Annotated in this window: 17 protein-coding genes and 1 pseudogene; 8 read left to right on the plus strand and 10 right to left on the minus strand. The window is 56.8% G+C overall.

Going from position 1 to position 26,340, the window contains the following annotated elements:
• Window position 1 precedes the first annotated feature (1 nt).
• On the minus strand, window positions 2–5,056 hold the full coding sequence (locus MMG91_RS26935) for an AAA family ATPase (RefSeq protein WP_310661257.1): 5,055 nt from the start codon (window positions 5,054–5,056) through the stop codon (window positions 2–4).
• Window positions 5,057–5,409: 353 nt separating this feature from the next.
• Between MMG91_RS26935 and MMG91_RS26940 the strand changes: the two genes are divergently transcribed.
• Both MMG91_RS26940 and MMG91_RS26945 read left to right on the plus strand, forming a co-directional pair.
• On the plus strand, window positions 5,410–6,402 hold the full coding sequence (locus tag MMG91_RS26940) for a response regulator (protein WP_310661240.1): 993 nt from the start codon (window positions 5,410–5,412) through the stop codon (window positions 6,400–6,402).
• A complete protein-coding gene (locus tag MMG91_RS26945) occupies window positions 6,399–6,785 on the plus strand; it encodes a response regulator (protein ID WP_310661241.1) in 387 nt (128 codons plus the stop codon). Before MMG91_RS26940 ends, MMG91_RS26945 begins: the two co-directional genes overlap by 4 nt.
• 55 nt (window positions 6,786–6,840) lie before the next feature.
• On the opposite strand, the gene MMG91_RS26950 is transcribed toward MMG91_RS26945, so the two are convergent.
• Window positions 6,841–7,767, minus strand: a complete 927-nt coding sequence (locus MMG91_RS26950) for a LysR family transcriptional regulator (protein WP_310661242.1) — start codon at window positions 7,765–7,767, stop codon at window positions 6,841–6,843.
• A 154-nt stretch (window positions 7,768–7,921) separates the two neighbouring features.
• Here MMG91_RS26950 and MMG91_RS26955 point away from each other — a divergent pair, with 154 nt between their 5' ends.
• Window positions 7,922–9,127 carry an MFS transporter gene (locus MMG91_RS26955; RefSeq protein ID WP_310661243.1) on the plus strand — a complete coding sequence of 402 codons (1,206 nt, stop codon included), beginning with the start codon at window positions 7,922–7,924 and terminating at the stop codon, window positions 9,125–9,127.
• 862 nt (window positions 9,128–9,989) lie between these two features.
• Window positions 9,990–10,559, plus strand: a complete 570-nt coding sequence (locus tag MMG91_RS26965; RefSeq protein ID WP_310661244.1) for a MepB family protein — start codon at window positions 9,990–9,992, stop codon at window positions 10,557–10,559.
• Between the two features lie 44 nt (window positions 10,560–10,603).
• On the opposite strand, the pseudogene MMG91_RS26970 reads toward MMG91_RS26965, so the two are convergent.
• Both MMG91_RS26970 and tnpA read right to left on the minus strand, forming a co-directional pair.
• Window positions 10,604–11,275 (minus strand): annotated as a pseudogene (locus MMG91_RS26970) (transposase); the annotation flags it as partial.
• A 65-nt stretch (window positions 11,276–11,340) separates the two neighbouring features.
• The gene (gene tnpA / locus MMG91_RS26975) at window positions 11,341–11,673 is read right to left on the minus strand and encodes an IS66-like element accessory protein TnpA (protein ID WP_310661245.1); all 333 of its coding nucleotides are present in this window, start codon (window positions 11,671–11,673) and stop codon (window positions 11,341–11,343) included.
• 534 nt (window positions 11,674–12,207) lie between these two features.
• Between tnpA and MMG91_RS26980 the strand changes: the two genes are divergently transcribed.
• On the plus strand, window positions 12,208–12,939 hold the full coding sequence (locus tag MMG91_RS26980; protein ID WP_310661246.1) for a LuxR family transcriptional regulator: 732 nt from the start codon (window positions 12,208–12,210) through the stop codon (window positions 12,937–12,939).
• Window positions 12,940–13,065: 126 nt separating this feature from the next.
• Here MMG91_RS26980 and MMG91_RS26985 read toward each other — a convergent pair whose 3' ends face one another.
• Window positions 13,066–13,665 carry a LysE family transporter gene (locus MMG91_RS26985; RefSeq protein ID WP_310661247.1) on the minus strand — a complete coding sequence of 200 codons (600 nt, stop codon included), beginning with the start codon at window positions 13,663–13,665 and terminating at the stop codon, window positions 13,066–13,068.
• A gap of 437 nt (window positions 13,666–14,102) precedes the next feature.
• Between MMG91_RS26985 and MMG91_RS26990 the strand changes: the two genes are divergently transcribed.
• A complete protein-coding gene (locus MMG91_RS26990; protein WP_310661248.1) occupies window positions 14,103–14,792 on the plus strand; it encodes an acyl-homoserine-lactone synthase in 690 nt (229 codons plus the stop codon).
• 148 nt (window positions 14,793–14,940) lie between these two features.
• On the plus strand, window positions 14,941–15,804 hold the full coding sequence (locus MMG91_RS26995) for a helix-turn-helix transcriptional regulator (protein WP_310661249.1): 864 nt from the start codon (window positions 14,941–14,943) through the stop codon (window positions 15,802–15,804).
• 67 nt (window positions 15,805–15,871) lie between these two features.
• Here the strand turns inward: MMG91_RS26995 and MMG91_RS27000 are convergent, their stop codons facing one another.
• The 3 genes from MMG91_RS27000 to MMG91_RS27010 are packed head-to-tail and all read right to left on the minus strand — an operon-like array spanning window position 15,872 to window position 21,440.
• Entirely contained in the window at window positions 15,872–18,946 is a 3,075-nt protein-coding gene (locus MMG91_RS27000) for an efflux RND transporter permease subunit (RefSeq protein WP_310661250.1), read from the minus strand.
• On the minus strand, window positions 18,943–20,037 hold the full coding sequence (locus tag MMG91_RS27005; protein WP_310661251.1) for an efflux RND transporter periplasmic adaptor subunit: 1,095 nt from the start codon (window positions 20,035–20,037) through the stop codon (window positions 18,943–18,945). Before MMG91_RS27005 ends, MMG91_RS27000 begins: the two co-directional genes overlap by 4 nt.
• 8 nt (window positions 20,038–20,045) lie before the next feature.
• On the minus strand, window positions 20,046–21,440 hold the full coding sequence (locus tag MMG91_RS27010; protein ID WP_310661252.1) for an efflux transporter outer membrane subunit: 1,395 nt from the start codon (window positions 21,438–21,440) through the stop codon (window positions 20,046–20,048).
• Between the two features lie 350 nt (window positions 21,441–21,790).
• On the opposite strand from MMG91_RS27010, the gene MMG91_RS27015 reads away from it, so the two are divergent.
• The gene (locus MMG91_RS27015; protein ID WP_310661253.1) at window positions 21,791–23,131 is read left to right on the plus strand and encodes a diaminobutyrate--2-oxoglutarate transaminase family protein; all 1,341 of its coding nucleotides are present in this window, start codon (window positions 21,791–21,793) and stop codon (window positions 23,129–23,131) included.
• Between the two features lie 79 nt (window positions 23,132–23,210).
• On the opposite strand, the gene MMG91_RS27020 is transcribed toward MMG91_RS27015, so the two are convergent.
• Both MMG91_RS27020 and macA read right to left on the minus strand, forming a co-directional pair.
• The gene (locus tag MMG91_RS27020; RefSeq protein WP_310661254.1) at window positions 23,211–25,172 is read right to left on the minus strand and encodes a MacB family efflux pump subunit; all 1,962 of its coding nucleotides are present in this window, start codon (window positions 25,170–25,172) and stop codon (window positions 23,211–23,213) included.
• A gap of 2 nt (window positions 25,173–25,174) precedes the next feature.
• On the minus strand, window positions 25,175–26,326 hold the full coding sequence (gene macA, locus MMG91_RS27025) for a macrolide transporter subunit MacA (RefSeq protein ID WP_310661255.1): 1,152 nt from the start codon (window positions 26,324–26,326) through the stop codon (window positions 25,175–25,177).
• Window positions 26,327–26,340 lie beyond the last annotated feature (14 nt).

The following is a 26,340-nucleotide window of genomic DNA, read 5'->3' on the forward strand; positions in this document are numbered from 1 at the left end:
TTTATCCGGCGCTGGCTGCCGCGACCGGCAGGTTGAAACAGATCCGGGCGCCCTGCTCGCTGTCCTGGACAATTAGCGTCCCGCCGTGCGCGCCAATCACCGACTTGCAGATAGCCAGCCCCATTCCCATGCCGCTGCCTTTGGTGGTGTAGAACGCATCGAAGATTTGCTCTCGCTGTTGTGGCCCAATGCCCGGCCCGTTGTCCTGGAAGCAGACTTGAATATGATCGTCCTTGAACGCTGAGCCGATGATGATGCGTCCTTCTGGCAACCCGGCCCCGGCGATGGCCTCCAGCGCATTGGTGATCAGGTTGAACACCACTTGCTGGATCTGCACCGCATCGACCCACACTAGGCATTGCGCATCAAGTCGGGTTTGCAGTTGCACGTTGCGGTTCGCCAGGTCAGTGGCGGTCAGGCGCACGACCTCACCGATCAACTCGTCGATCTGCACCGGGAGCCGTTGCAACGGCGCTTGTTTGGCGAGCGTGCGAAGCGCCTGAACAATGTCGGCGGCACGGGCGCTGTCTGAGCGAATGTCTTCGAGCCCCTGAATAGCCTCTTCCAGATCGGGCTGATCACGCTTGAGCCAGCGCAGACTCGCCGCGGCGTTGGACAAGATGCCCAGCAGCGGCTGACTGATTTCATGGGCTATCGAAGCAGACAGCTCGCCCATGACTTTAAGGTGCGAGCTGCGCGCCAGTTCTGCCCGCGAACTGCGCAAGTCCGCTTCCATTTGCGCGCGCAGTCGGGTGTCTTCGACCAGCTGGGCATACAGCTTGGCGGTTTGCAGTGACACCGCGGCCTGGGAGGCAAGAATTTCCAGCATGGTCAGACGCTCGGCGCTGAACAGGTTGGGCACCAGGCTGTTTTCGAGATAGACCAGGCCGATCAACGAGCCTTGTCTGAGTAACGGCAGGCACAACATGGAGCGCGTCTGGCGCTGTTGCAGATCGGCGCTGTAAGCCTCTGGACAATTGGCGCGGGCATCGTCGAGCATCAGGGTGTTACGCGTGCGCATGGTGGTGTTGAGTACCGAGGCCGGCGCCATCTGTTCGAGCGACTGCCCGGTGTCCAGCGCGACCCGCACGTTGCCGGCTTCGACAGCAGCGGTCGCCGCGAGCTGCAGCTCGACGTCGTTGACGATCATCAGAGCGCCATGATCGGCACCCGCCTGAATCATCAGGTGAGTCATCAGGGTTTCGACCAGTCGTTCGAGCAGTACCTCCTGCGAAAGTGCTCGTGCCGCCTCGATTCCCACTTCTAGATCGAGCCGGACCTGCGTCACAAGCCGGGCCGGCTCGAACGACGATTGCGCGCTGAGAAACGGGTGCAAGGTCTCCAGCTGACGCACCTTGCCGTCGGCGCCCCACAGGTTGTAGCAGTCGCGCGCGACGCGCAGGTGGTGATTGGCACCCGACACCAGCCCGTTGGGCAAGCAGATATCGGCCAGCTGTTCATGTGCGAGCGCCTGCTCGTGGATGAAACCGGCCGCCGCCGCAGCGATTTGCGACTGATCGAAGCAGCGGATGGCTACAAGTTCCTGACCGCGCAAACGGGCGATGACACCCTCGATCAGCAGCAATTTGTTGCGGAAGGTTGTCGGGTTGAGCTCGACCCATGGCAGAAACCGCAGACGTTGCCGCTCGAGTTGTTCCAGTTTTTCGGCAACATCCCCCGGTGCCTGCGCACTACCCAACGCCAGGCTGTAGAACAGATAGTAATCGGCGAGATTGATGTGCGCCGGAATGGACCAGGCCAGCGCGGCGGCCTCTTCGAAACGCCGCAATGCGTAAGGGATATCGCCGAAATGAAACGCAGACATGCCTGAATACAGCCACGTCCAGAACAGCGTCGGCTGTGACACGCTGGTGCGGTCGATGGGGCCGAAACGGTCATGTTCGATGCCGTCCAGTTCGGTCAGCGGCCGGTGCTGACGCCCATCGCGCAGATCGCTGGCGTACGCCTGTTGTGCCAGCAGGATGCGTTCGATGTCGATGTAGTGAAACTGACGCACCCAAGCCAGACCATGCTCCAGCTCGTCCAACACTCCTTGTAAGGGTTCGCCCATGAACAACAGATCGGAGCCGATGTGGTTGCAGGCATAACAGGACATTCCCAGGTCGCCGCCGGCCTGACCGCACTCGAATGCTGCGAACGCCTTCTGTCGGGCGTACGCCATCGGTCGGGTCCACGGGCTGACTTGATCGAGCGCCACCAGCGTGCCTGTGCGCCCGGCTTCATAGCCGTGTTTGTCGGTGAGCTCAAGGGCCACTTCGGCGAAGGCTTGCCCGTCCACATACTCGCCATAGCGTTCGGCAATCATCACGCCAAACCAGGCAAAGCCGTAACCGCTGCTCGGCGTGGTGCCATGCATCAACGTAAGTTCGACCATTTTCGCCAAATGCAGAAAACGAATGTCGTCGTTGACGAAGAACGAGGAAATCAACGTGCTGAGCAACTCCATGGCCACTTCGACAGGCGGGTCATCAGCCTTGGGCAAATGCACCAAATCGGCGATGCGACGCGCGCCCACGAGTGCGCGTACTTGGGCAAACGCGAGGCTCAGCTGTTCGTGCGAGGGCTTGCGCTGCAGGGGAATATCCAGCAGGGCCAACCCGGTAAGCGCCTCGGTTATCGCGCCCTCGTAATCGGAGTGCAACGTGCGCAAGGTGGCCCGTAACCGATAGGTTTTTGCGCGGTCGAGCGCTGTGGTGGCGTGATTCAGGCAGTCGTCGAGGCGGTGTTGGGCGCCTGCCAGATCGGCCAGCAACATGTCGCATTCGGCAGCCAGCCATTGGGTGGCGAACGCCTGAGTGTAAAGGCTCGACCAACCCGTCTGCCCGAGCAGACGCTCGGCCGTGCGCAGATAGCCCACGGCCTGCTCGACAGCGGCGGTGTCCCTGGCGCGCTCGGCGGCTTCGACCAACAGCTCAACGAACGCGGCACGGCGATGCGCCTCCAGTTCATCGGTGTCAATGCGCTGAACCTGGCTGGCGACTTCAAATACACGCTCATGGATCTGCGCGCCCCACTGATCAAGCATGGCGGCGGCGATACGGGCGTGCTCGGCGGCGCGTCCCGCTGGCGCAGCAAGCTGACAGGCTGCCTCAAGTACACGGTCGTGGGGAAACACCAGTTGCTCGCGCTCGCGCAACAGAAAACCGGTATCGACCAGGCTCTGCACATCAAGGTTTATCTGTTGCGGATCACACGGCAACAGCCGGTGCAGCAGCGACTCATCACAGCGCCCGCCAACGTAGCCGGCCATGCGCAGTACTTCGCGTTCCATCGGTGTCAGCCGCTCGAGTCGTTGCACCATCAAGTCCGCGACGTTGTCGGCATAGCGATAACCGTCCACCTCCTTCTGGTCCCAGACCCAGCGGCGACCGTGCACGTCGAAGCGCACCAGACGTTCATCGATCAACGCGCGCAACACCTGGCTGACGAAAAGAGGGTTGCCGGCCGTTTTGTAGTGCACAACTGGCGCGAGTGTCTCAATAGCCTTGAGGTCAGTGTCCAGTTCAGCAGCGATCAGTTCCGCGACAGCAGGCACCGACAATGGACCCAGCATGACGCTTGCACCGGGTAACGATTGCCCATCGCCCAGCACCTGCAGCAACCCACCCTCACGCTGGAGGAACTGCGATTCGGCCTCGCGGTACGCCAGAATCAGCACCAGATGCCGGGGCGGCCGGGCAATGAAGGCCTGCAAGAACGACAGGGTCGAATCGTCGGCCCACTGCACGTCATCGATGAATAGCACCAGGGGTCGTCCTGGCTGAGCAAAGACTTCCAGTACATCGAGTAGCGTCTGGTTGGCGCGATCAAGCGCATGCCGGGCAGGCATGTTCGGCAGTTCAGGCGTGACACCGATGACCAGCTCGGCCTCGGGCGCCAGCTCCACCAGGAGCTTGCCCCGCCCCTTGAGGCGTTCGATCAGTTGCTCGCCCAGCGCCTCCAGTTCCAGAGTCGGTTTGCCCAACAATTGCGTCATCAGCGACTTGAAGATCTGCGCCAATGGCGCGTAGGGAATTTCCTGCTGCAGCAGATTACTCTTGCCGCTGGCCCAGTAGCCGGGCGCCAGGGGCCGGATACCTTGATGAATCAACGTCGACTTGCCGGCACCCGGTGCGCCACCGACCAGCAAGACCCGGGCGATGCCATTGCCGCGCACCTGACTTATCTGCTCGATCAACTGCGTGCGTTCAGCCTCTCGGCCGAACAGAACATCACTGCGGGCCACAGAAGGCAGCGCATCGAAGGTGCCCAGCCGAAACCCATCGATGCGCTCATATTTCAGCCACTGCTGTTGGCACCAGGCCAGATCCGCGGCCATCGATTCTGCGCTCTGATAGCGGGCATCCGGTTCCTTCGCCAAGCCTTTGAGCAGAACTTGGCAGATGCCTTCCGGCAGATCGGCGACATGGATTGCCGGTGATTGCGGTTGCACGGCGGCGTGTACATGCAGCCATTGCGACGGGTCCCGGGCGCTGAGTGGCAGTCGACCGGTCAGCGCTTGGTAAAGGATCACGGTCAGCGCATAGATATCGCTTCGCGCATCAAAACTGGCGGCATCACGCCGTACCTGTTCGGGGGCCAGATAAGGCCATTGTTCCATGCCGGGCAGTTCAGCAGCGGACACCTCCCCGGCATGGCTGTGAAAACCCAGGAGTCTGACCGAGTCGGCGGCGTCCACCACCAAGTGGTGGGGTAGCAGACTGGCATGTCGCACGCCCGTCTTCTGAGCACTGGCCAGCGCGTTGGCCGCCGTTACGGCGATGGCCAGCAAGCGCGCCAGTGGTAGCCCCGTGTCACCGAGCAAATCAGTCAACGGCGTCCCCGACGCGGGATAGATCAACAAAGGTCCCTCAGCCGAGCGGATGAACGCAACAGGGGCAATCGCCCAAGCCGGATCCAGGCGCAGATGAAAATCGCGCTCCAGCCGTTGGCACGTGGCAGGCAGCTGAATCGGTGCCCGGGCGGCGAGCCAGTATGTGCCCGATGACCGGTCCTGAAGCGTAAACCAGGTCAAGTCGTTTTCCCGGCGCAGCATGGCGAAGGTGCAGCGCAACAGCCAGGCTTCATCATGGACGACATCGAGACTCCGGGAACCGGATGTTGAGAGAGGACGGCTGGGCATGAACAATCACCGCTGAAGATTCGTTTCGGGCTGAGCCCAAGAGTACACGCAAGGCTCTGGCCCGGTGGCTGTGTGCGGATTATCCTGTCCGTCATCGGCACCATGATGGCCGTCCTGCTGCCCCGCTGCCGATGATTTTTACACACTGAAACCAAGGCGCGTTATCCCTCGGGATAATTGCATTATGCGAGGCCGTCCCCTAGCGTGTAGCCCTGATGAATCGACGCTGCGGCGTCACTACCCGTCAACGCAGCGCAGAGGAACGCATGATCCGACTCGGCCACGCCACTATTTCCCTGGAACGGCGCGAAGCCTTTCTTGACGGACGGCCGCTGCGTGTCGGGGGCCGGGCGTTCGAAATCCTCTCGGTACTGATGCAGGCCGATGGCCGGATTGTCAGCAAAAATGAATTGATTACACAGGTTTGGCCCGACACCGTCGTCGAGGAAAACAATCTGCAGGTGCAGATTTCTTCGCTGCGCAAGTTACTCGGGGAAAAAGAGCTCATACAGACGGTTCCGCGCCGAGGTTACCGATTATTGAAAGAACGTGAACCACCCCTGCCGCTGTTCCATCCGGTTGTCCCGGACCTTTTGGTGTCCGAGGATCAACAGACCATCGATCCGGACAGCGTGCCGGTGTTCATCGTCGACGATGAAGCGTCCGTGCGCACAGCCCTCAGCCGACTGCTGCGGGCCGAAGGTATTACGCACCGAATATTCGCCTCGGCCGAAGAATTGCTCAGCGCTAACCTCGACATCGGCCCCGCTTGCCTGCTGCTTGACGTCAGCCTGCCCGAGGCGACGGGCCTGGAATTGCAATCGGCGCTCGGACAACGCGGGCATCCGTGGCCGGTCATCTTCATGACCGGTTTCGGCACCATCCCGATGTCGGTGCAGGCCATGAAAGCCGGGGCGGTCGAGTTCCTGACCAAACCTTTCGACGAAGACCAGTTGCTGCACATCCTGCGCACCACCCGTCAGCGTGCAGCGATAGCGTTCGAGCAATGGCAACGCACTCAAAGTGCCCGTCAAAGGGCCACCCTGTTGACCCCCCGTGAACGCGAAGTGCTACCGCTGATCGTCGCGGGTCTGTCCAACAAGCACATCGCCAACCGATTGGGCACCAGTGAAGTCACCGCCAAGGTCCATCGCAAGCACATCATGGAGAAGATGCAGACGCGCTCGCTGGTCAGTCTGGTCAAGCTGTATGGCCTGATCAGCGCCGAGCCGCCGTTTAGCATGCAGGGTTCTTCATGACTCTCAACACTGGCGGCGCCATCATCGTCTGCATCGTGGACGACGATGCGTCCGTGCGCAAAAGCCTGGCCAACCTGCTTCGGTCGGCCGGATACCGTTCTCGAGTATTCGCCTCGGGCGAAGAGTTCCTGACCCTCGAAAACTTCAATGACGTCGCGTGTCTGCTGTTGGATTTGAAAATGAACGGCCTGTCGGGGCTGGACGTCATGCGCGCGCTGACGTTCAAGGGCAGAAAGTTTCCAGTGATTTGCATGTCTGCCCACTGGGATGAAGCCACACTGGCCGAATCCAGCCGCTATAAACCCATCGAATGCTTGCGTAAACCCTTCAGCGGCGATGCTTTGCTGAGTGCCGTCGAGTTTGCGCTGCAATGTGAGCGATAGTTGATCGGGACAACCAGATTGTGTTTGTAAGCGATGTCTATGAGGCCAAAAGTGGTCATTGGATTTTGCTACCAGACTGCACCAAGCCAGCGGCAAGTGCCTCCAGCAACGCACTGACCTTGGGAAGCGCTTGCCGACTTTTGGCCCAAACCAGATTGATCGCCAGACCATCGGTTGCCAAGTGGGGAAGCACTTCAACCAATGTCCCCTCTTCAAGCTGACGCTTGACCAACCACGAAGGTAGCTGCGCGATTCCGCATCCCGCCGATACAGCGATCACCAGACCTTCGCCATCTCCCACGACGAACCTTGCGGCTATCGCCCTGCGTTCAATTTCGCCGGCCTGGGTTCCTGCAAAACTCCAAGGGCTAATCGCTCCATCCGCCCAGCCGTAAGCGATGCACTGATGATGCTCCAGATCGTGAACGGTCACAGGCGTGCCATGCTTGCTCAAATACGCGGGCGACGCACAGAAGATATGCCACTCACGGCCCACGTAACGATGCCCCAGTGTGTCGGGCCAAACGTCCGAGCCACCGATGCGTACGACGATATCGACACCATCTTCGATAGGGTCGATGAAACGGTCGGAAAACGAAATGTGCGGTAATAGCAGAGCGTGCTCCTGGGCAAACCACAGAATGACTGGAAGTGCCTGCAAACGGCCAAAGGCACCCGGAAGGCCAATGTGAACCCTGCCACGAGGCTCGGTGGTTTCGGCATGTAGAGACAGCTCAGCCTCTTCGAGGTCCGCCAGCACGCCTGTGCACGTGCGATAGAACGCAATCCCCGCATCCGTCAGTGACAAACTTCGAGTGGTTCGGTGGAACAACCGAGCCCCCAGCCTGCTCTCCAATCGAGCAATACCTTTGCTAATTGCAGAAGCTGTCAGACTCATCCGCTCGGCGGCGGCTTTGAAACTGCCGCAGTCCGCAACGCTGACAAATACATCAATGCCCTTTAATCGTTCGGAGGAAAACATAGACGTTCCGTATTCATGAATTCAGTTCCGCCAATTCAATAAAAACCATCACAGGTCAGAACAATTTTCTCCAGTAAGCTTGATTCGAACGCACCAATCAACACTATGCGACTAGTGAATCCATAAAAATTACCGGCTGAACGATGAGGCAAGGATGCTGACCACGCTAAAAAACTATCCAACGACAGTAAATTTGCTGCTTTCGGCTTCCCTGATATTGACCCTGGCGCGAGCTATCACCTTGCCTTATCTGGTCATCTACCTATCCGGCAGGTTCAGCTTGAACGTCGCCGATATCGGCCTGGTCATTGGCAGCACACTGATCATCGGATCGTTATTGAGCCTTTACGGAGGGTTTCTGGTCGACAAAATGTCCAGTTACCGGCTCATCCTGGGCTTCAGCGGTCTGTTCACGCTGGGTTTTTTCGGGACGTTTCTTGCTCGCGATCTCTGGTTGTTCTACAGCTGCCTGGTGTTGATCAACCTGGCTTATGCCGTCATTGATATCGCCATCAAATCAGGGTTTGGCAGCCTGCTTCCAGTCACGGGTCGCAGCGAAGTGTTCTCGATCAAATACACACTGACCAATATCGGATATGCCGTCGGCCCATTTCTTGGGGCCGGAATGGCCAAGCTGGATATCAGCTTGCCATTCCTGCTGTCTGCCGGGCTTGGGGCAGGATTCTTCTTCATCTATTTCGTTTGGGGCGATAGAGACCTGAACGCCATCGATGACGCTCGAAAACCTGTACCGTTTCTGGCCGTGGGGAAATTGCTGCTCCAGGATTACCGGTTGGTGTGTTTCACCCTTGGCGGGCTGCTCAGCGCGGTGGTCTTTGGCCAATTCACCGCTTATCTCTCGCAGTATCTGGTGATCACTACTTCGCCAGAATCTACCTACCAGGTCATCAGTACCATTGTGGCGACCAATGCGCTGATGGTGATCAGCTTGCAATACTCCATAGGCAAGAAGATCTCTCACAGACATTTGAGTCTGTGGCTGGCCGCGGGACTGAGTATGTTCATGATGGGGTTGGCGGGTTTTGCCCTGTCGACCTCTATTCTGCTCTGGGTCATTTCCATGGCCATTTTCACGGTCGGCGAGATCATCGTATTCCCAGCCGAGTACATGTTCATCGACAAAATCGCTCCGGACAACCTGCGCGGTATGTATTACGGAGTGCAAAACCTGTCCAGCCTCGGGGCGGCACTGGGACCGGTGCTTTGCGGAGTCGTATTGGCGACCCAACCTCCCCACTACATCTTCTACATGCTCGCGCTCTTCATCGTAGTGGGTGGATTGTTTTACTTCTTGGGAGCTTCCAATTTGGGCGCTACAGCGGGTAAGGATCCTGATTGAGGGGCAGCAATGAGAAAGCCGGGCCTTCGCAGCTATCACCACTCTATTCACGCCGCAGGCCAAACACCCCCATGGGACGATCAAAAGCCCACGCCATATCGTGTTCTATCGTGTGGCAAACGACGAGGTGATCGAGGTCGTCCGACTCTTTCATGACGCCACGGAAGTGCAATTGCACTTGCCTAATGATTGATCACCGACCTGGCCCAACGGCTTAACTGGCCATGAACAGCGATTGTAGTCAGGGAGGGTGTAGTCCTTGGTTCCGGGTTTGGCGTGTCGGACCGCGTTATTGGTGAGAGCCATCACATATGTCACGAGAAAACCGATCTGCCGAGCACCGGATTGATGTACTGGAAAATGTGCCCAATGGGGCTGGATCTGAGTGTTTTCAGAGGGGGCGCGCGGCAAAAGTCCAAGAAAGACTTTTCTTTGGACGAAAAAAAATGGACCTCTTTTCAGAGATCCATTTTTTAATGCTTGGAGCGGGAAACGAGACTCTCATCTAGCGTCCGACCCATTGAAATCTAAGGGGTTTCTTTTCTTGCCGAAGCAGGAAAAGACTTAATTCTGGACTTGTTTTCAGGGTGTATCAAGAACAAAAAAGGAGTGAATCCAAGCCACGCTATTGGATTCTACCTATAACCAATCGAACGAATGATCATCAAGCTAGCGGTGTCATTCGCTACGCAGACTTCGAAGTGCTGATTCGTCTTAATCCTGCCCATCGTAAGCGGCTGGCTATCCCACCTTGCGCAATTACACGACGTAACCACACGCAGCCCGCTTCGGCATATCGAAGGGCGTAGTATATGTTATGGATGGGGCGTATGGTCAATGAGTCGTTTAGGAGTTGTTCCCGTTGAAATTCGATTTAACTGAACTAGACACAAAATATGCAGGCGCGGCAGATCCGGCCCTCGGCCATATTCCGAACGATCTGATAGCTGCTATCCAGGATGTGTACAAGCCGGCGGGAATGCAATTGACGGATCTGGCTCTACGCGAGGCTGAGAGTGTCGAGTATGGAGCCTCCCGCTTTGGCCTCGACGGACACACCATTGTCTTCCGTGTGGCTAAAACAACGCCGACGAAGATTGGACAGTTCGTCACAATATGGAAGCGCCCGACGTCAGGCAGCATCATTGCACCTCTCGATGTCGATGATGGCGTAGCCTTTATTGTGGTGAGTGTGTTCGATGCAACTCATCGCGGACAGTTTGTTTTCGACCAGAAAATACTGGCATCAAAGGGCATCATGGCGATTAACGGTAAGGGCGGTAAGCGCGCTATCCGCGTTTATCCACCTTGGGTCAAACCAGTCGCCAAAGAGGCCGTTAGGACACAACAATGGCAACTACGATACTTCCTTCCTCTTGAACAAAGCGGAAGCGCCGATTCCGTGCAGGTGCGTCGGCTATTTGAAGTTTAAGATCCTTATCCGTCATTCTTGAGCGTTCTGGGTAAGCTCGACGTTCACCTATGCGGCAGCAACTGATCGATTTTACTCGCCCGCTGCGTCGGCAGACGCGTAAGGACATCTTTCAAATAAGCATACGGATCATGCTCGTTGAGCCGCGCAAACTGGATCAGGCTCATGATTGCCGCAGCCCGCTTGCCGCTGCGTAGCGATCCTGCAAAGAGCCAGTTCTTGCGTCCAAGAGCCCATGGCCGGATTTGATTCTCGGCCCAATTGTTAGCTATGGGTACAGCCCCGTCATCGAGGTAGCGCTGGGCAAGCCAGGCATGCAGCATATCCATCACCGGGACGGCTTTTTCCTGCCGTATTTGGCGTCTTAAGTCCGGTTCCAGGTCGCGGACTTCGCTCTCGATTTCGTACAGCAACTGGATGTAGCGCAGGGCTTGCTCGGCGAGCTGGCTCTTGTTGGTGGCGTGCAGTTCGAAGAACTTGCGCCGCGCATGGGCCATGCAGCCAATCTCGGTCACGCCAAGTTCGAAGCTTGCCTTGTAACCGCCAAAATCATCGCGGACCAACTTGCCCTTCCAGTCTTGCAGGAAATTGCGAGCATGCTCTCCGGCACGGCTAGGGCTGAAGTCGCAAACGACCGCTGCCGTTTCGCAGAATTGGCTGGTAGCGTAGGCCCAGACATAAGAGCGGTGGGTTTTCTTCGAACCCGGAGCGAGCATCTACACCGGCCATGGCGAATGCTTAGCCAGTGGAACTTACCCTCGTTCAACCGGCGAGCAGCGGATCATCGCAGCAGATCTCGAAGAAAGGTCGCGCAGGCAGCAGCGCTTTCGGTTGGCCAGTTCACTTTGACGGTGCTACGCGGGTGCTGGATTTCAACGCAGATATTCGAGGATGCTGCGTGCGAATTTGCTTCGGCCAACTGCATGGGCAACGGAATGTATGCAGGTTGCAGCGCCGTGCTTTTCTGCACTTGTACCCGAATCCATTTATGGACGAGGTTTGCGTTGAGGCTATGACTGAGCGCGATGCTGGCAATAGAAGCACCAGGCTGGGCACACTCTTGAATGACCTGGGCCTTGAAAGACTTGGAGTAAGGGCGACGATGTGGCTGCATGAAATACCCGCTTAAAAGGCTAGAGCTGATGCCCACTTAAATTTAAGTGCACACCCTGTCCTGGTCTTACGTGGCTAGGTGACTTGGCTGGACGGGCCGTTGTAATCGTCCTAGTTATTCTTTCGTTTGTCGGTCTTGTATAGACTTAGCTGCTAAGCACATAACTGAATCATCTGTTTGGTGCTAACAGCTTTGGCCAGGGCGGAATACCCGAAGATGCCTCTGTGAGACACCTCAAGCGCTGCCAAACGCAAAAAACGCCACTCGATTGAGTGGCGTTTTTTGTGAATCCAGCACTGAAAAATATGACTCCGATCTGGTTATCGTCTTCTTTGAAAACCCAGAAAGCTGAGACGATTCTGGTGCTGAGTGCAATTGAAAAACATTCTTGTCATTATTCACGACCGATGATATAAATCGCGTATACCCTAATTAACAGCAAGCCATATTTAAAGTAAACACCCTAATTAAAGTAAACATTCTAATAACAGTCAGCCCCTGACAAATCAATATACGCTATCGAGCCCGCCAACCATGCCCAAGCTCATCTCAAGCCAAAGCATTTTCAGTTTAATCAAAGAGGTTGAGAACACCATCCCGGGTGCGAGCAAAGAAGAATACGTTGAAGTGCTGGGATGGATATTTTGCATATTGGGAATCCATAAATTCGCTTATGTTCACCTGGAGCCTACCCCCTTCGAAAGTTCAAAAATCTCCATTCATAGCAATTATCCGGCCGAATGGGTAGACACTTACCGAAAAAATGCTCTCTACAAGTCAGACCCTGTGATGGCAAACTCTGCTATTACATCAAGCCCCTTTTTCTGGGACGAAATTCCAGAAGCAACCGATAGCACCAGCGAAATATTCGAGCAATCAGCTAGCTATGGGATCCAGCAAGGTTTCAGTATCCCTATCCACGAACCAGGTAGAGCGTTTGGTTCGGTTCACCTCACTTCAGAAGATAACGATCCCGACTTTTCACCCAATGTCCGATCGAACATGCTCATAATAAAAACCCTCAGCCTCCTTGCCCACCAGTATCGCCCGATAGAAATCAGTACCGAAAACCCCTTAAAACTGAGTCCCCGGGAAATTGAGTTCTTGCACTGGCTTTCCCTTGGAAAAAACTACAAGGAAATAGGCCTGATAATGAATATAACCGAACGAACGGTAAAATTTCACGCCAAGCAAATGACAGAAAAACTGGACTGTATTAATGTCAAACAAGCGATGATCAAAGCACTACAATTAAACCTAATTTAGCACTTGCTATTTCTCGCATCATTCAGCACCTACAACTGCCTACTTTCGGCATTTTGTCCCGTACTACCATAGTACCCAATGTTCTCACCTGGCGCTAAAATCAGGATTGACAGAACACCCTAAGACTCAAGCAAATACCACTTGCGAAGCAATATTGAAAAGCATTCCGAATGCGAACAGGGCAATCACCACAGAGATTGCCCTGTTCACAAGCCGTCCGGAAACAACTGAATGCAACTTGCGCCCAAAGTAAGCTCCCGTTGCGACCCAGACGAGCCCGACTGGAAATATCACCATCGAAAACAATGATATGAATGAAACATAACTGTCCATTGCCAAAAATGTTCCGACTGGCGCAACAAAAGACACAAAAAACAATCCCTTGGGATTTGTCAGCGTAGCCACAAAAAGCGCGGGTACTGAAATGCCCGATACCGTTGAAGGCGCATTACCTTTTACCGAAAACCACAGCTTCAACGAAATATAAAATAGAAAACACACCGCGAAAATTTTTGTTGCAATAACAACCCACGAATAATCAGCGACAAGGAGATCGATGGAGATTCCCCACATCGTAATCTGGATGACATAAGCCAGCCATTCTGCAGCAATAAGCCTGAAAGAGTGCCCATTCAGTCCTCTGCTTATTCCGGATTGCAGTAAAAGCGAATTGGTCGGTCCTGGAACCAGCAATACAGTCAACAATGAAAGCGCAATATAATACATAAGTTCATCCATGCCAGAAGCCAAGGCGGCTTATATTTATTGAAGGCAGCTCAGTCCCTTCCTTAGGTATCTGATTCCAGGGCTGACAATCGTTTAGAGTGCTATCACACTGCAGAAAAAATCGCGGTTCCGACCACCCAGGCAAGGATACCACGATATAAATAAATGCCCTTCTCATTGAAGAAAGCAAAAAAGCTTGCGCCAGAAAACAACGCTCCCACACTTGTATTGCCATTTGATTACGTAGCATCCACCAACCCAAGTGACATTAAATCGCCACTCCACAACCCTCCTACCACTGAAGTACAGAATCGCCAAAAATCCAAACATCCGATTAAACAACACATATATCAAACCCAACACTGTACTTTAGGACAGTTGCAATACTTTAGTGCAGCGTTAACAGTAGACTTCCCACGCACAACCAAGAAAACCCAATGATGAATTCTTTTCCATGCACCTATCGGTTTTCCGATGTATGCACCAGTATCGGAAGCTACTCAAAGATCCCGTCGAGAATCCTGGAACAAATACTTTTCATCCGTAAAATAGCGTTCATTGATAGAAAAAAATGGGACATTGAAAGCTATTGTGGTAGCGATTACGAATCGGATGAGTACGACAATTCCGATGCAATCTATATCTACTCTCATCATGGCGAATTAGTGACTGGTTGTGTTCGACTTCGCCCCTCCAGCAAGCCAACACTGATCTCCGGGGCATTAAGCTTCCTGCTGACAACAGGAAAGACCAGACCCCACTCAAAACATTGCTGGGAGGCAACAAGATTTGCACTATCGACCGACAAATCATCAAGCGGAAAACTAACTAAAGCCAATATAGATTTTCGCACGGCCGCTCTTTTTCTGTCAATGATAAAGTTCGCCAATCAACAAAACGTGCACACATATGAAGTTGTCGTGGATACCATGATGGAAAAAATCCTAAGACGCTCCGGATGGGCAGTGGACAGACGAAATGTTGCATTGGGAACGAAGGGGGAAAAAATCATTTACGGCACTCTGGCGTGCACACCAACAACCTATGAAGAGGTACTCAAGAAAAACTCCATCAGCAGATCATCCATATATGATGACGCGCTCACCCAGTCGCTTATGACATGCTAAGCATCATCAGGCACATTCGATAAACTCCTGAACCCGAACTGAATAAACCTTAAACTGAAACATATCGTACACATTTTCCATATATACTGTATCGCGTCTTACCCAGACAAAAAAAACAATTCCCCTAACGTCATGACATGGAGAGCGGATGAACTTACAAAGATTATTCCCGCACGTTGGAAAAGTCATCGCCAGTACAGGCAGCCGTAACTTCCCTCGAATGTTGCACGATCTGATACTCACGGAACTACCTGTTGATGCAACGCATATTACGGAACAATGGATAGACGCAAGAAATGTTTCTGAACTGAGCACCTCAAGTATAGGATGCGTCGGTATGAGTAACAGTTGCATCGATGCCGTCATGGACACTCATACAGCAAAACCTTTTTTACTTGCCGATGATATTTTTTTCGAAGACGCCAAACCTGAGAAGCTGCCAGATTTCTCCTGCTGTTTGCTCGCGCGTGAACAGTCGGACAAATTGCCTCCCAGGGCGACAACCCAATTGCATTTGACTTCCCGCAAAAACGGTCATCGATATGTCCTGTCCGTATACCGGTCCCCTCTTTCGCAAGGTTTTTCAGCGCAGGAATGTGCATTGCTGAAAGATTTTTCCTGTCTGTTGTTGCCAATGGTGGAGGAACACGTTGCTGCCCTGCTCCCATCGGACACGCCACGACAAGACAACGGTCTGGCACTTGAGGGACCGGAAAACGGCGGCATGGAAGCGTTGCGCCAGAGATTTGCCGATCGACTGCTTTTATCTGGACTGAGCTTGTCCTCCCGTGAAACCGAAGTGTGCGTTGGATTGCTGGCGGGGCGCACGGCGCCTGAACTCGCCGAGCAGCTCAACCTGAGGGTCAATACGGTCGAGAGCTATCTCAAGCGCGCGGCGATAAAAATGGGTATTGGCGGACGCCGCTCGTTGATTCGCTGGATGCATTCGATGGATGCCAATCAATCTAATGCTGAATGGCCCCCCAGTACCGCCGTTCGACAAGCCGTCTGAACATTGCCCCCATGCTTGTCTGATCGTTGTCCAAGACAGGCTTGCATCGGGGGCTCTTCCCTCCCCCTCAGTTTTCATTCATCAATCCCTCGCCGGTCAGCACACGAGCACGACGCTTGAACCACTGCAATATGTCGTCGACATAAGTGAAAATCACTGGAACCACCAACAGACTCAACAGTGTCGAGGTCAACAGCCCACCAATCACCACCACGGCCATCGGCTGCCGAAAACTCGGGTCCTCACCTATCCCCATGGCGGTCGGCAGCATGCCGGCCCCCATGGCAATGGTGGTCATCAAAATCGGTCGGGCGCGTTTGTGGCAGGCATCCACCAGTGCATCATATCGGCCCAGGCCATAATCGCGGCGGGCCATGATGGCGTACTCCACCAACAGAATGGAGTTCTTCGTCACGATCCCCATCAGCATCAGCAAACCGATAACCGAAGGCATCGAAAAACTCAGGTTGCACACCAGCAGGGCCACCAGCGCGCCCCCCAGTGAGAGTGGTAACGCCGAGAGAATGGTGGCCGGTTGCAAGAAGTCGTGGAACAACAACACCAGCACCGAATAGATACAGAACACACCGATGACCATGGCCAGGCTGAAACTGCCGAACAGCTCCGTCATCAGCTGCAACTCGCCCTGCTCCACCAGTTTCACTTCGGATGGAAGATTCTGCATCACCGGCAATTGACTAATCTCGGCCATGACTTCGCCCAAAGTGCGCCCGTTGAGTTCGATAGACAGGGTGATGTTGCGCAAGCGGTCCAGGCGACTGATTTGCGCTGGCCCGCTGCCCATGTGTATTTCACCCAATGACGCCAGCGCGACCTGGCCGTCGCGACCGGTCACGCGTAATTGATTGATCGTATCAAGGTCACTGCGCAGCAAGGGATCCATGCGCACTCGTACGTCCACTTGGCGTTGCGATAAGTTGATTTTGCCCAGTGACGAGGAGTATTCGCCATAGGTCGCCATGCGCAAGGTATCGGCGATATCCTGGCTGGTAATGCCCTGCTCCGCCGCGCGGGCGAAATCGGGACGCATCTGAATTTCCGGTCGCTGCAAGGCCGCGCTGGAAGTGACATTCCCGATACCCCGGAGTTGGCGCAACTGCGGTTCAAGGGAACTGGCGGTGCGCTCCAGCAGATCGCCATCGTCACTGGCTAGCACGATATTCAACTTCTCTCCGCTGCCATCGCCCCCCACATTGACCCGTACCCCCGGGAGTGTGCGCAACACCTGACGCATCTTGGCTTCGACCTCGACCTGTTTGAGCTCGCGCTCATTACGGGGCACCAGGTCCACGGTCAGGATGGCATCGCCGTTACCGGTGATATCGCTGGGCCCGGAGCCCGAGCTGCTGGGCGTTCCCACCGAGGCGAATACGTGTTTGACCTCATCAAGGGCGCGCAGGCTTTCACTGGCCTGCAGGGTTATTGCAGTGGTTTGTTCCAGCGTCGTTCCGGGTGGCAATTCCAGCAGAACTTTACTGCGAGCCGTGTCCTGGGCCGGCAGGAAACTGGTCGGCAACAACGGAATCAGCGCCAGCGAGCCCATAAAAAACATTCCAACCAGAAGCATGGTGGTTTTACGTTGGGTCAAGGTCCAGTGGATCCAGCCCAGGTAGCGCGTCATCAAGCCGCTGTCATGTTCGGCATCCCTTCTGGCCCGGAGAAAATAGGCGGCCATCATCGGCGTCAGCAACCGCGCCACCAGCAAGGAAAACAGCAACGCAACCGAGGCGGTCACACCAAACTGGCGGAACAGTTTGCCTGCGATCCCCCCCATGAACGCGGTGGGCAGAAAGACCGCAACGAGGGTGACGGTAGTGGCGAGTACCGCCAGGCCTATTTCGTCCGCCGCCTCGGTGGCCGCCTCGAGCGGGGTTTTACCCATGCGCAAATGCCGGGCGATATTCTCGATCTCGACGATGGCATCGTCCACCAGCACACCAATGACCAGCGCCAATGCCAGCAGGGAAACGGTGTTGAGGGTAAACCCGGCCAAGTACATCACGCCAAAGGTGGGAATGATCGACAACGGCAGTGCCGTGGCCACGATGAGTGTGGCGCGCCAGTCCCGCAGAAACCACCAGACCACCAGCACCGCCAACAGCATGCCTTCATATAGCAGGCTCATCGAACCGTGATAATTGTCGAGGACCGATTCCACCGTGTTACTGGCTTCGACGATCTGGACGTTGGGATGTTGCGCTGCAAACGTGACCATGGCCTTGCGCACGTCATCGGCCACGCCGATATCGGAAAACCCCAGCGAACGGATGACCTGAAAACCAATCACCGGCTTGCCGTCGCGAAAAGCACGACTGCTGCGTTCGGCATGCGTGTCGCGAATCGTGGCCAACTGACGCAACGCGAGCAGACGTCCGTCGCCGCTCGGAATATCGATGGCACCGAGTGTGGCCGGGTCGTCAATGGCCCCCAGGGTACGCATTGCCTGCTGCCCACTGCCAAGATTGCCCTGACCGCCGGAGTTGTCCTTTTGCATCGCCCTCAATTGGTTGGCCACGTCCGCAACGCGGATACCCAGACCCGCCATCATGGCGGGGTCGAGGTTGACCTGAATCTCGCGGTCGACACCACCTACGCGCGCAACCAATGCCACCCCCGGAACTGACAGCAGTTTCTTGCTCAACTCGTTATCGACGAACCACGACAGTGCCTCCTCATCCAGGCTGTCGGAATCAATGACATAGGTGAGCAGCGACGAAGCGCTGGTGGTCAGTCGGGAAACCGATGGGGTATCCAGGCTGGCCGGCAATTGCGGCATGGCGCTGTCGACCGCATTGCGTACTTCGTTCAGTGCCTCGTTGCCATCCTTGTCGATGGCAAAGCTGACACTGATGTTAACGGCACCGTCGCTGATGACAGTCGTCACATGTTTGAGCAAGCGCAGAGACGTGAGCTTATCCTCGATCTTGCGCGCCACTTCAGTTTCCAGTTGCTCCGGCGCGGCGCCTTCGAGTGATGCGCTAATCACGACCACGGGCAAATCCATGTCCGGGAAATCCTGGATGCCCAGCCTTTCAAAACCCAACAGGCCCAAGAGGGTAAGCAGAATGAACAGCATGACGGCCGGAACCGGATGGCGGATCGAGAGCGCAGAAATATTCATGGCTGAGCAACCTGAGGCTGAACGAGGGTCACGCTCGCACCATCATTGAGGAAGGCACCGCCGGCACGCACGATGCGGGCCGGCTCATTCAAACCGCTGAGAATTTCCACCGCCTGCTGAAGGCGTCTGCCCACCTCGACAGGCCGCTGCACAACGCGCATGTCATCGCCCAGGGTAAACACATAGCTGCGACCGTCACGCAGGATCACCGCCGTGTCCGGTACCGTAACGGCCTCGCGAGGTCCCAGTTCGATCTGGCCGCTGGCATACATGCCGGCCCGGGCGGCGCTGTCTTCTGGCAGGGAAACATAGACCAGGGCCCGGCTTGTTTTGTTGTTCAGCGTGGGCGAGACCAATCGCACCCGTCCTTCCAGGCTCTGGCCGCCGGGCAATATCAGACGGGCGAGCTGGCCGGTTTGCACGCGCGCCAGTTGGCGCGAGTCCAGCTCGGCTTGCCATTCGATGCGGCCTTCGCGGACCAGACGAAACAGCTCGTCACCCGCGGACAGCACCTTGCCGAGTAACGCCGTACGCGAGGAAATGATGCCATCGTCGACGGCAACGATACGCGTCTGCTTGAGCCTGATCCGGGTGGTTTGCAACTCGGCCCTGGCCCCCGCGAGGTCAGCCTTGGCGGTCGCCACTTTGATTCGATAGTCTTCGCGCTGCTGTTCTGACAATGCTCCGCCCTGACCAACGACTCGGGCGCGGCGATCGTTGGAGTTGGCCTGCTCCAGGTTTGCCACGGCCTGGGCGACGACCGCCTGTTGTTTGCTTTCTTCGGCCAGCACGGTTTCCGAAGCCAGGGTGGCCAGCAATTGCCCTTTCTTGACCCTACTGCCGACATCGGCTTCAAGGCTGGCAATGCGCAGACCGCTGGTCTCGGCATTGATGACCGCTTCCTGCCAGGGCGCCAGCGCACCGCTGGCAGACAGTAACTGCGGCCAGAGCTGGCGTCGCGCCTGGACGACCTCGACACTCAGGCTGCTGACGTTCGGGGCTGTCACAGCCGGCGGTTCAGCCCCACGGCGCAAATAGATCAACACGATCACTACCGTGAGCACGGCCACTGCCAGCAAAATTTTACGCAACGTCGACCTCACACACCTTCCCCGTTTGATGCCTGGTTTCGCTCTTGCGGTTGATGAGTCTGCCATCCACCTCCCAATGCCTTGTACAGCGCAATCCAGTAGCGCACTTGATCCTGCTGCAATGTGATTAATTCGATCTCGGACGTCAGGGCCAGACGGCGTGCGGTTTCGCGGTCCAGCAGGCTCACGCCGCCAGCCCGCCAGTTGCGGTCGATGGCCTCGAACGACTCGCGAAAACCTGCGGTGGAGCGCTCGACGTCGGACTCCCGACGCCGCGCTGCATCGAGACGCACCAACGATTGTTCGACTTCCATGACGCTGGTGCGCAATGTCTGGCGATAAACCGCGAAGGCTGCCTCATAAGAAGCTTCGGCACCGTCCACCGCCGCACGGCGTTTGCCGCCATCGAACAGTGGAATGGACAAGACCGGCCCCAGCGACCAGGAGCGGTTGCGCTCACCCGCCGTGACCCCGACGGAAAACGTGCCGGAAAGACTCAGACTTGGAAGGCGATCAGCCTTGGCCACACCGATCTCGGCGTTTGCCGCCGCCAGCTCGCGCTCGCTGGACGCAAGGTCCGGGCGCTGGCGCAGCAGGTCGGCCGGGATCTGTCGTACGTTGAGTTCGGCAGGTTGCGGCAATTGTGCCGGGGAGTGGCCGAGCAATTCGGTCAACCGCCCTTCGTCACCGCCCGTGAGCGCAACGAGACTTTTGAGCAGCACCTGACACTCACTCTGCTGACTGATCAGGGTCGCCGCGTTGCTGGCGGCACTGGCATCGGCCAGGGCTGCATCGGCGGACGAGGTAAAGCCCGCCTCGAACGACTGGCGCGTGATGCGCGCCGTATCCAGTTGCGATTGCGCCTGGTCGCTGTAGGCCAACACCAGTTTCTGACAGCCACGGTATTGCACGTAGTAGTCGCCTACCTGGGCCGCCAGCGAAACCCGCGCATCATGCCAATCATCCACGCGCGCCTCGACCCGCGAACTCGCCGCTTCGTTGTTGCGTCGCAACTTGCCGAACAGATCGACCTCCCACGCAGTATCGAACTGGGCAGAAGAGCCTGAACCCGTCAGGTGTTTATCACCGGTTTGTTGTCCGCCACGGCCCTTGGACAACGTACCGTCAAGTCTCGGCAAGGTATCCGCGACATTCCCGGCAAGCGTCGCGCGGGCCCGGGCGATGTTGGCCCAAGCCTGATCCATTGATGGGCTGTCGGCTTCGGCCAGGCGCAACAACTCGGCCAGCGCCGGATCGTCGAACTGCTGCCACCAATCGGTCAAGGCTGCCACGGACGCACCATGGGGTAACGGCGCCTGCCATTTGACATCGACCGGGACCGTTGGCACCTGATAGTCAGGCCCGAGAACACAACTGCTCAGGGCCATTGCACACAGTGTCACCAGTAATACTCCACCTGGAGGCTTGAAGACATGCATAGCGTTCTCTTGGTGCCTGACAAAAAAGTGGAAAAACAGCGAGGCACCCGATACAGGCACGGCTCGGGGAGACGGAAGGTTGATAGTGATGGGTTTGATGAAGCTCGTGTGTCAGCTATTTAAACCTGCGTCTCATTCTGTGTCTGGCATGGAAAACAGGGACAGGTGCCGGTAGAAAAATTAGCGGTTCATGCGGGGCCCTGTTGAAATGACTGAAACATGTAACTCGCCTGCCAAATAAGGCAACACGTCCTGCTGAGCGTGAGGCACAACACCGCTCGACTCTCTTTCCTAGGGCCAATGGGTGATCGAATATGGAAGAACTAAGCTATCTCAAGAAAGTCGAGTCGAACGCACGAACCTATGCGCAGACGTTCCAGCGACTGTTCGTCAGCGGCAAGGGAATGCGCATCAAGGATGCCAGCGGCCAGGAGTTTCTCGATTGTCTGTCGAACGCCGGCACCCTGGCCCTGGGTCACAATCCGCCTGCCGTCAAAGACGCAGTAATGGACTTTCTCGGCGGCGATCACCTGCAGCAAGCGCTCGACCTGGCCACCCCGGCCAAGCACGCTTTCGTGCAGGAATTGTTCTCCATGCTGCCGGCGAAAATGCGCGACACGAGCAAGATTTTATTCTGTGGCCCCAGCGGCTCGGATGCGGTCGAGGCGGCCATCAAACTGGCGCGCCACTACACCAAACGCTCGACACTGATGGCCTTCCACGGTGGCTATCACGGAATGACAGCCGGGGCATTGTCGGCAATGGGCAACCTGTCCCCCAAGGCCGGTAACGGACTGATAGCCCAGGGCACTCACTTTCTCCCCTTCCCCTATCGCTTTCGCTGCCCGTTCGGTACCGACGGCGAACAGACCGACCAGTTGTCCATCGACTATATCCGTACCGTCCTGTCGGACCCTGAAGGTGGCGTCACCAAACCCGCTGCCGTGATCGTCGAAGTCGTGCAAGGCGAAGGGGGCTGTATTCCCGCCTCGGCGCACTGGCTGAGAGCTTTACGTGAAATCACTCTTGAGCAAGACATTCTGCTGATCGTCGACGAGGTCCAGACCGGTCTGGGGCGCACCGGCACCACCTTCGCCATCGAGCATGCCGGCATCGTGCCCGACATTCTGGTGCTGTCCAAAGCCATCGGTGGTGGCTATCCATTGTCGGTGATCGTGTATGCCGATCACCTGGATACCTGGAGCCCGGGCATGCACGCGGGCACTTTCCGTGGCAACCAGGTGGCGATGATCGCCGGTGCGGCAACCATGCGCCAAATCAGACAAGACAACCTCGTTGCCCATGCCGCCCATATGGGCAAACGGCTGGAGAGCGGTCTTCATGAAATTGCGCGACGCTTTCAGTTCATAAGTGATATTCGCGGTCGCGGGCTGATGATCGGGGTGGAGGTTACCAAGCCTGGCGCGAATCAACGTGCCGGCCAGGCGGACGGTGCCCGTGCACGCGCCATCAAACTCAACTGCTTCGACAACGGACTGATGATGGAAACCGGCGGACGCCATGGCGCGGTGCTCAGGTTCTTGCCGCCATTGACCATTACCGAAGCCGAGGTCGGCATGGTGCTGGATCGCTTCGAACAGGCAGTCAGGAAGGCCGGCGAAACACGTCCACACTATGCGCGCGAGGCGGTATGAAGAGCAGTAGATACCGAGCCTGACGACTCGGTTTCGTGATTATGTCCCGCCGCCCTCGGGCGGCGGGACTTGAGGTTAGTCAATCGCGCGCCAGCGCATCGATCGGATCGAGTCGCGCGGCATTGCGTGCAGGCACGAAGCCAAACACGATACCGATCAGCGTCGAACAGACGAAAGCCGTGATGATCGATCCCATCGAGAACACCATCTGCCATTCCTTGACGAAGATCGAAAACACGTAGCCAATACCAAACGACAGCGCGATGCCAATCGTCCCCCCCACGAGGCATACCATCACCGCCTCGACCAGGAACTGCTGGCGGATATCCGACTGACGTGCGCCGACCGCCATGCGGATACCGATTTCACGCGTACGCTCGGTCACGGAGACCAGCATGATGTTCATCACGCCAATGCCACCCACCACAAGCGATATGACAGCGATCAACGAGAGCAGCAACGCCAGCGACTGGCTGGTCTTCTGCACCGTTTGCAGCACGCTGTCGAGGTTGTAGGTGAAGAAGTCCTTGGTGCCATGGCGCTGTTCCATGAACTTGACGACGTTGTCTTCGACCACTTTGCTCGGTTGCCCGTCCTTCACCCGCACCGTGATGCTGTCGAGGTAACGCTGGCCCAGCAACCTCCCGGCCGCGGTTTCATAAGGCATCCACACGTTCAGGTTCTTGCTGGTGTTGAATACGCTTTTCTTGTCTTCGGTCACGCCAATGATGGTGCACGGCAGGTTGTCGACCAGAATCACCTGGCCCAACGGGTCCGCGGTCGGGCCAAACAACCTCAGACGCGTATTGTGGTCGATCACCACCACCTGCGACTGCCGCCGGGCATCATCTTTGCCAAACGATACACCCGCGCCCATTTTGATCCCGCGGACCTGGAAGTAACTCTCGCTCACACCGTTGACGGTCGCCGTCACATCAATGTTTTCATAACGCAGCAACAGGTTGCGGCCCACGTTAGGTGTGGCGCTGTCGATGTAATACTGCTCGCTCAAGGCTGTGACGTCGGGCATCACCAGTGTTTCGATAGCGGCGGAGCGGCTGTCCCCCCAGTCGCTGCCCGGATAGATCTCGATGGTATTGCTGCCGATCGCTTCGATGTCCTTGAGCACGTAGCGCTTGGCCCCTTCGCCGATGGCCACGATCGAGACAACAGACGTGATGCCGATGATGATGCCCAGCATGGTCAGCAGGGTTCGCATCCGGTGCGAGACCAGCGCAACCCAGGCCATGTTGAACGCTTCGCTGAACAGCCCGAAACTGGCCAGCAAACGGTTCGTCTGCTTGACCTTGGCCGGGCGTGCTCCCTGCGCCGGTTGATCCTCCACGGGACGCTCTGGATTGACCCGGTCGTCGACGATCTCGCCGTCACGGATCTCAATGATGCGCTTGGCATTGGCCGCCACTTTCTCATCGTGGGTGACGATGATAACGGTATGCCCTGCCGCATTGAGCTCGAGCAGAATCTTCATCACCTCCTTGCCGCTGGTGGTGTCCAGTGCACCGGTCGGCTCGTCGGCCAGAATGACCTCGCCGCCGTTCATCAATGCCCGGGCGATACTCACCCGCTGCTGCTGACCACCGGAAAGCTGGCTCGGCCGATTGCGCAAGTGACCCGCCAACCCCAGGCGGGTCAACAGCTCCCCGGCACGGCTGTGCCGTTGCGACTCGCCGGTACCGGCATAGATGGCCGGCATTTCGACGTTGTGCAAGGCGCTCAGGTGCGGCAGCAGATGGTAGCGCTGAAAAATGAAGCCAAAATGGTCACGACGCAGCACCGCCAATTCATGGTCGTCCATGGCGCTGGTTTCGCGCCCGTCCACTTTGTAGCTACCGGCGCTCGCATGATCGAGGCAGCCGAGCACGTTCATCAACGTGGATTTGCCTGAGCCGGAAGCGCCGGTGATCGCAACGATCTCGCCAGCGTTGATCGTCAGATTAATGTCCTTGAGCGCGGTGAAATCCTTCTCGCCGGCGAGAAAGCTGCGGGTAATACCCTTGAGCTCCAACAGTGGTCGCGTCATCGTCAGGCACCCGCCACGGCCGGAGCCGGTTCACCAATGATGACCTTGTCACCTTCTGCCAGGCCTTCTTTGATCTCGGCCCTGACGTTGTTGTTGATACCGGTTTGCACATTGCGCATCTGCGCCTTGCCTTCGGCGTCCACCACACGGACCACGACGCTGCCATCCTTGTTTTTCGCGCCCAGGGCGGCGACGGGAATCGTCAATACGTCCTTGGCTTTATCCAGGACGATACGTACCTGGGCGGTCATTGAAATACGCAGGCGATGGTCGGGGTTCGGCACGTCGAACAGACCGTTGTAAAACACCGCGGTGTTCTGCTTGGTTGTCCCGGCGGCCTGTGTTTCGAGGAAGTTTTGCGGCGCGGGCTCAGTACCCCGCAGCTTGGCGTAGTAGCGTTTGTCCGATTCGCCCAGGATGGTGAAGTACACCTCCTGCCCGGGGACGATGTGAATGACATCGGCCTCTGACACCTGAGCCTTGACCGTCATGGTGTCCAGGTCGGCCAGTTTGAGCAGTACCGGCGCCAGTTGCTCGGCGATCACGGTCTGGCCCTCCTGCGTCACGACCCCCACGACATAGCCGTCGATCGGCGCGACGATGTGCGTGTAGGCCAGGTTGACCCGCGCCGTTTCCACCTGGATACGGGCGTCCTTTATCTGCGCATCAAGCGACAGCAGATTGGCCGCCTGCACCTTGTAGTTCGACTCGGCGGTCTCGTACTCCTGCTTGGAGATCGCGTCGTCCGGTTGCAGTTTTCTGTAGCGATCGTAGGTGGCTTTCGCGTCCTTGAGTTGCGCCGCCGTGGCCTGTTTTTTTGCTACCAGGTTTTCTTCATTGACCTGGGCCTGGCGCAGTGAATTCTGCGCCAGCATCGGATCGATTTCCGCCAGCCACTGGCCCTTCTTGACCTTGTCGCCCAATTTGACCTTGAGCGATTTCAGCTGGCCTGAAACCTGCGCGCCGACATCGACCTGTTTGACGCCCTGCAGAATCCCGGCCGCCAGCACCGCGTTCTCGATGTCCGTGCGCTCGACCGTGGCGGTCAGGTACTCCGGCGGTTTGCCCGGGGACTGAGCGCTGTAAAAAATCAGACCGGCCACGACGACCAGAACGAGCACGATAGCAATTTTGCGAAACTTCGACTTTTCCATAAATAACCATGAGT

Origin of the sequence: Pseudomonas sp. JL3, assembly GCF_031570575.1 — a bacterium.
Taxonomy (GTDB): Bacteria; Pseudomonadota; Gammaproteobacteria; order Pseudomonadales; family Pseudomonadaceae; genus Aquipseudomonas; species Aquipseudomonas cucumis.

Coding starts and splice junctions, on each gene's coding strand:
- MMG91_RS26980 (WP_310661246.1), top strand. CDS start 12,208: ATGCCCAAGCTCATCTCAAGCCAAAGCATTTTCAGTTTAATCAAAGAG.
- MMG91_RS27020 (WP_310661254.1), bottom strand. CDS start 25,172: ATGACGCGACCACTGTTGGAGCTCAAGGGTATTACCCGCAGCTTTCTC.
- MMG91_RS27000 (WP_310661250.1), bottom strand. CDS start 18,946: ATGAATATTTCTGCGCTCTCGATCCGCCATCCGGTTCCGGCCGTCATG.
- MMG91_RS26985 (WP_310661247.1), bottom strand. CDS start 13,665: ATGTATTATATTGCGCTTTCATTGTTGACTGTATTGCTGGTTCCAGGA.
- MMG91_RS27015 (WP_310661253.1), top strand. CDS start 21,791: ATGGAAGAACTAAGCTATCTCAAGAAAGTCGAGTCGAACGCACGAACC.
- MMG91_RS26940 (WP_310661240.1), top strand. CDS start 5,410: ATGATCCGACTCGGCCACGCCACTATTTCCCTGGAACGGCGCGAAGCC.
- tnpA (WP_310661245.1), bottom strand. CDS start 11,673: ATGCAGCCACATCGTCGCCCTTACTCCAAGTCTTTCAAGGCCCAGGTC.
- MMG91_RS26990 (WP_310661248.1), top strand. CDS start 14,103: ATGATGAATTCTTTTCCATGCACCTATCGGTTTTCCGATGTATGCACC.
- MMG91_RS26950 (WP_310661242.1), bottom strand. CDS start 7,767: ATGTTTTCCTCCGAACGATTAAAGGGCATTGATGTATTTGTCAGCGTT.
- macA (WP_310661255.1), bottom strand. CDS start 26,326: ATGGAAAAGTCGAAGTTTCGCAAAATTGCTATCGTGCTCGTTCTGGTC.
- MMG91_RS26995 (WP_310661249.1), top strand. CDS start 14,941: ATGAACTTACAAAGATTATTCCCGCACGTTGGAAAAGTCATCGCCAGT.
- MMG91_RS26955 (WP_310661243.1), top strand. CDS start 7,922: ATGCTGACCACGCTAAAAAACTATCCAACGACAGTAAATTTGCTGCTT.
- MMG91_RS26935 (WP_310661257.1), bottom strand. CDS start 5,056: ATGCTGCGCCGGGAAAACGACTTGACCTGGTTTACGCTTCAGGACCGG.
- MMG91_RS26945 (WP_310661241.1), top strand. CDS start 6,399: ATGACTCTCAACACTGGCGGCGCCATCATCGTCTGCATCGTGGACGAC.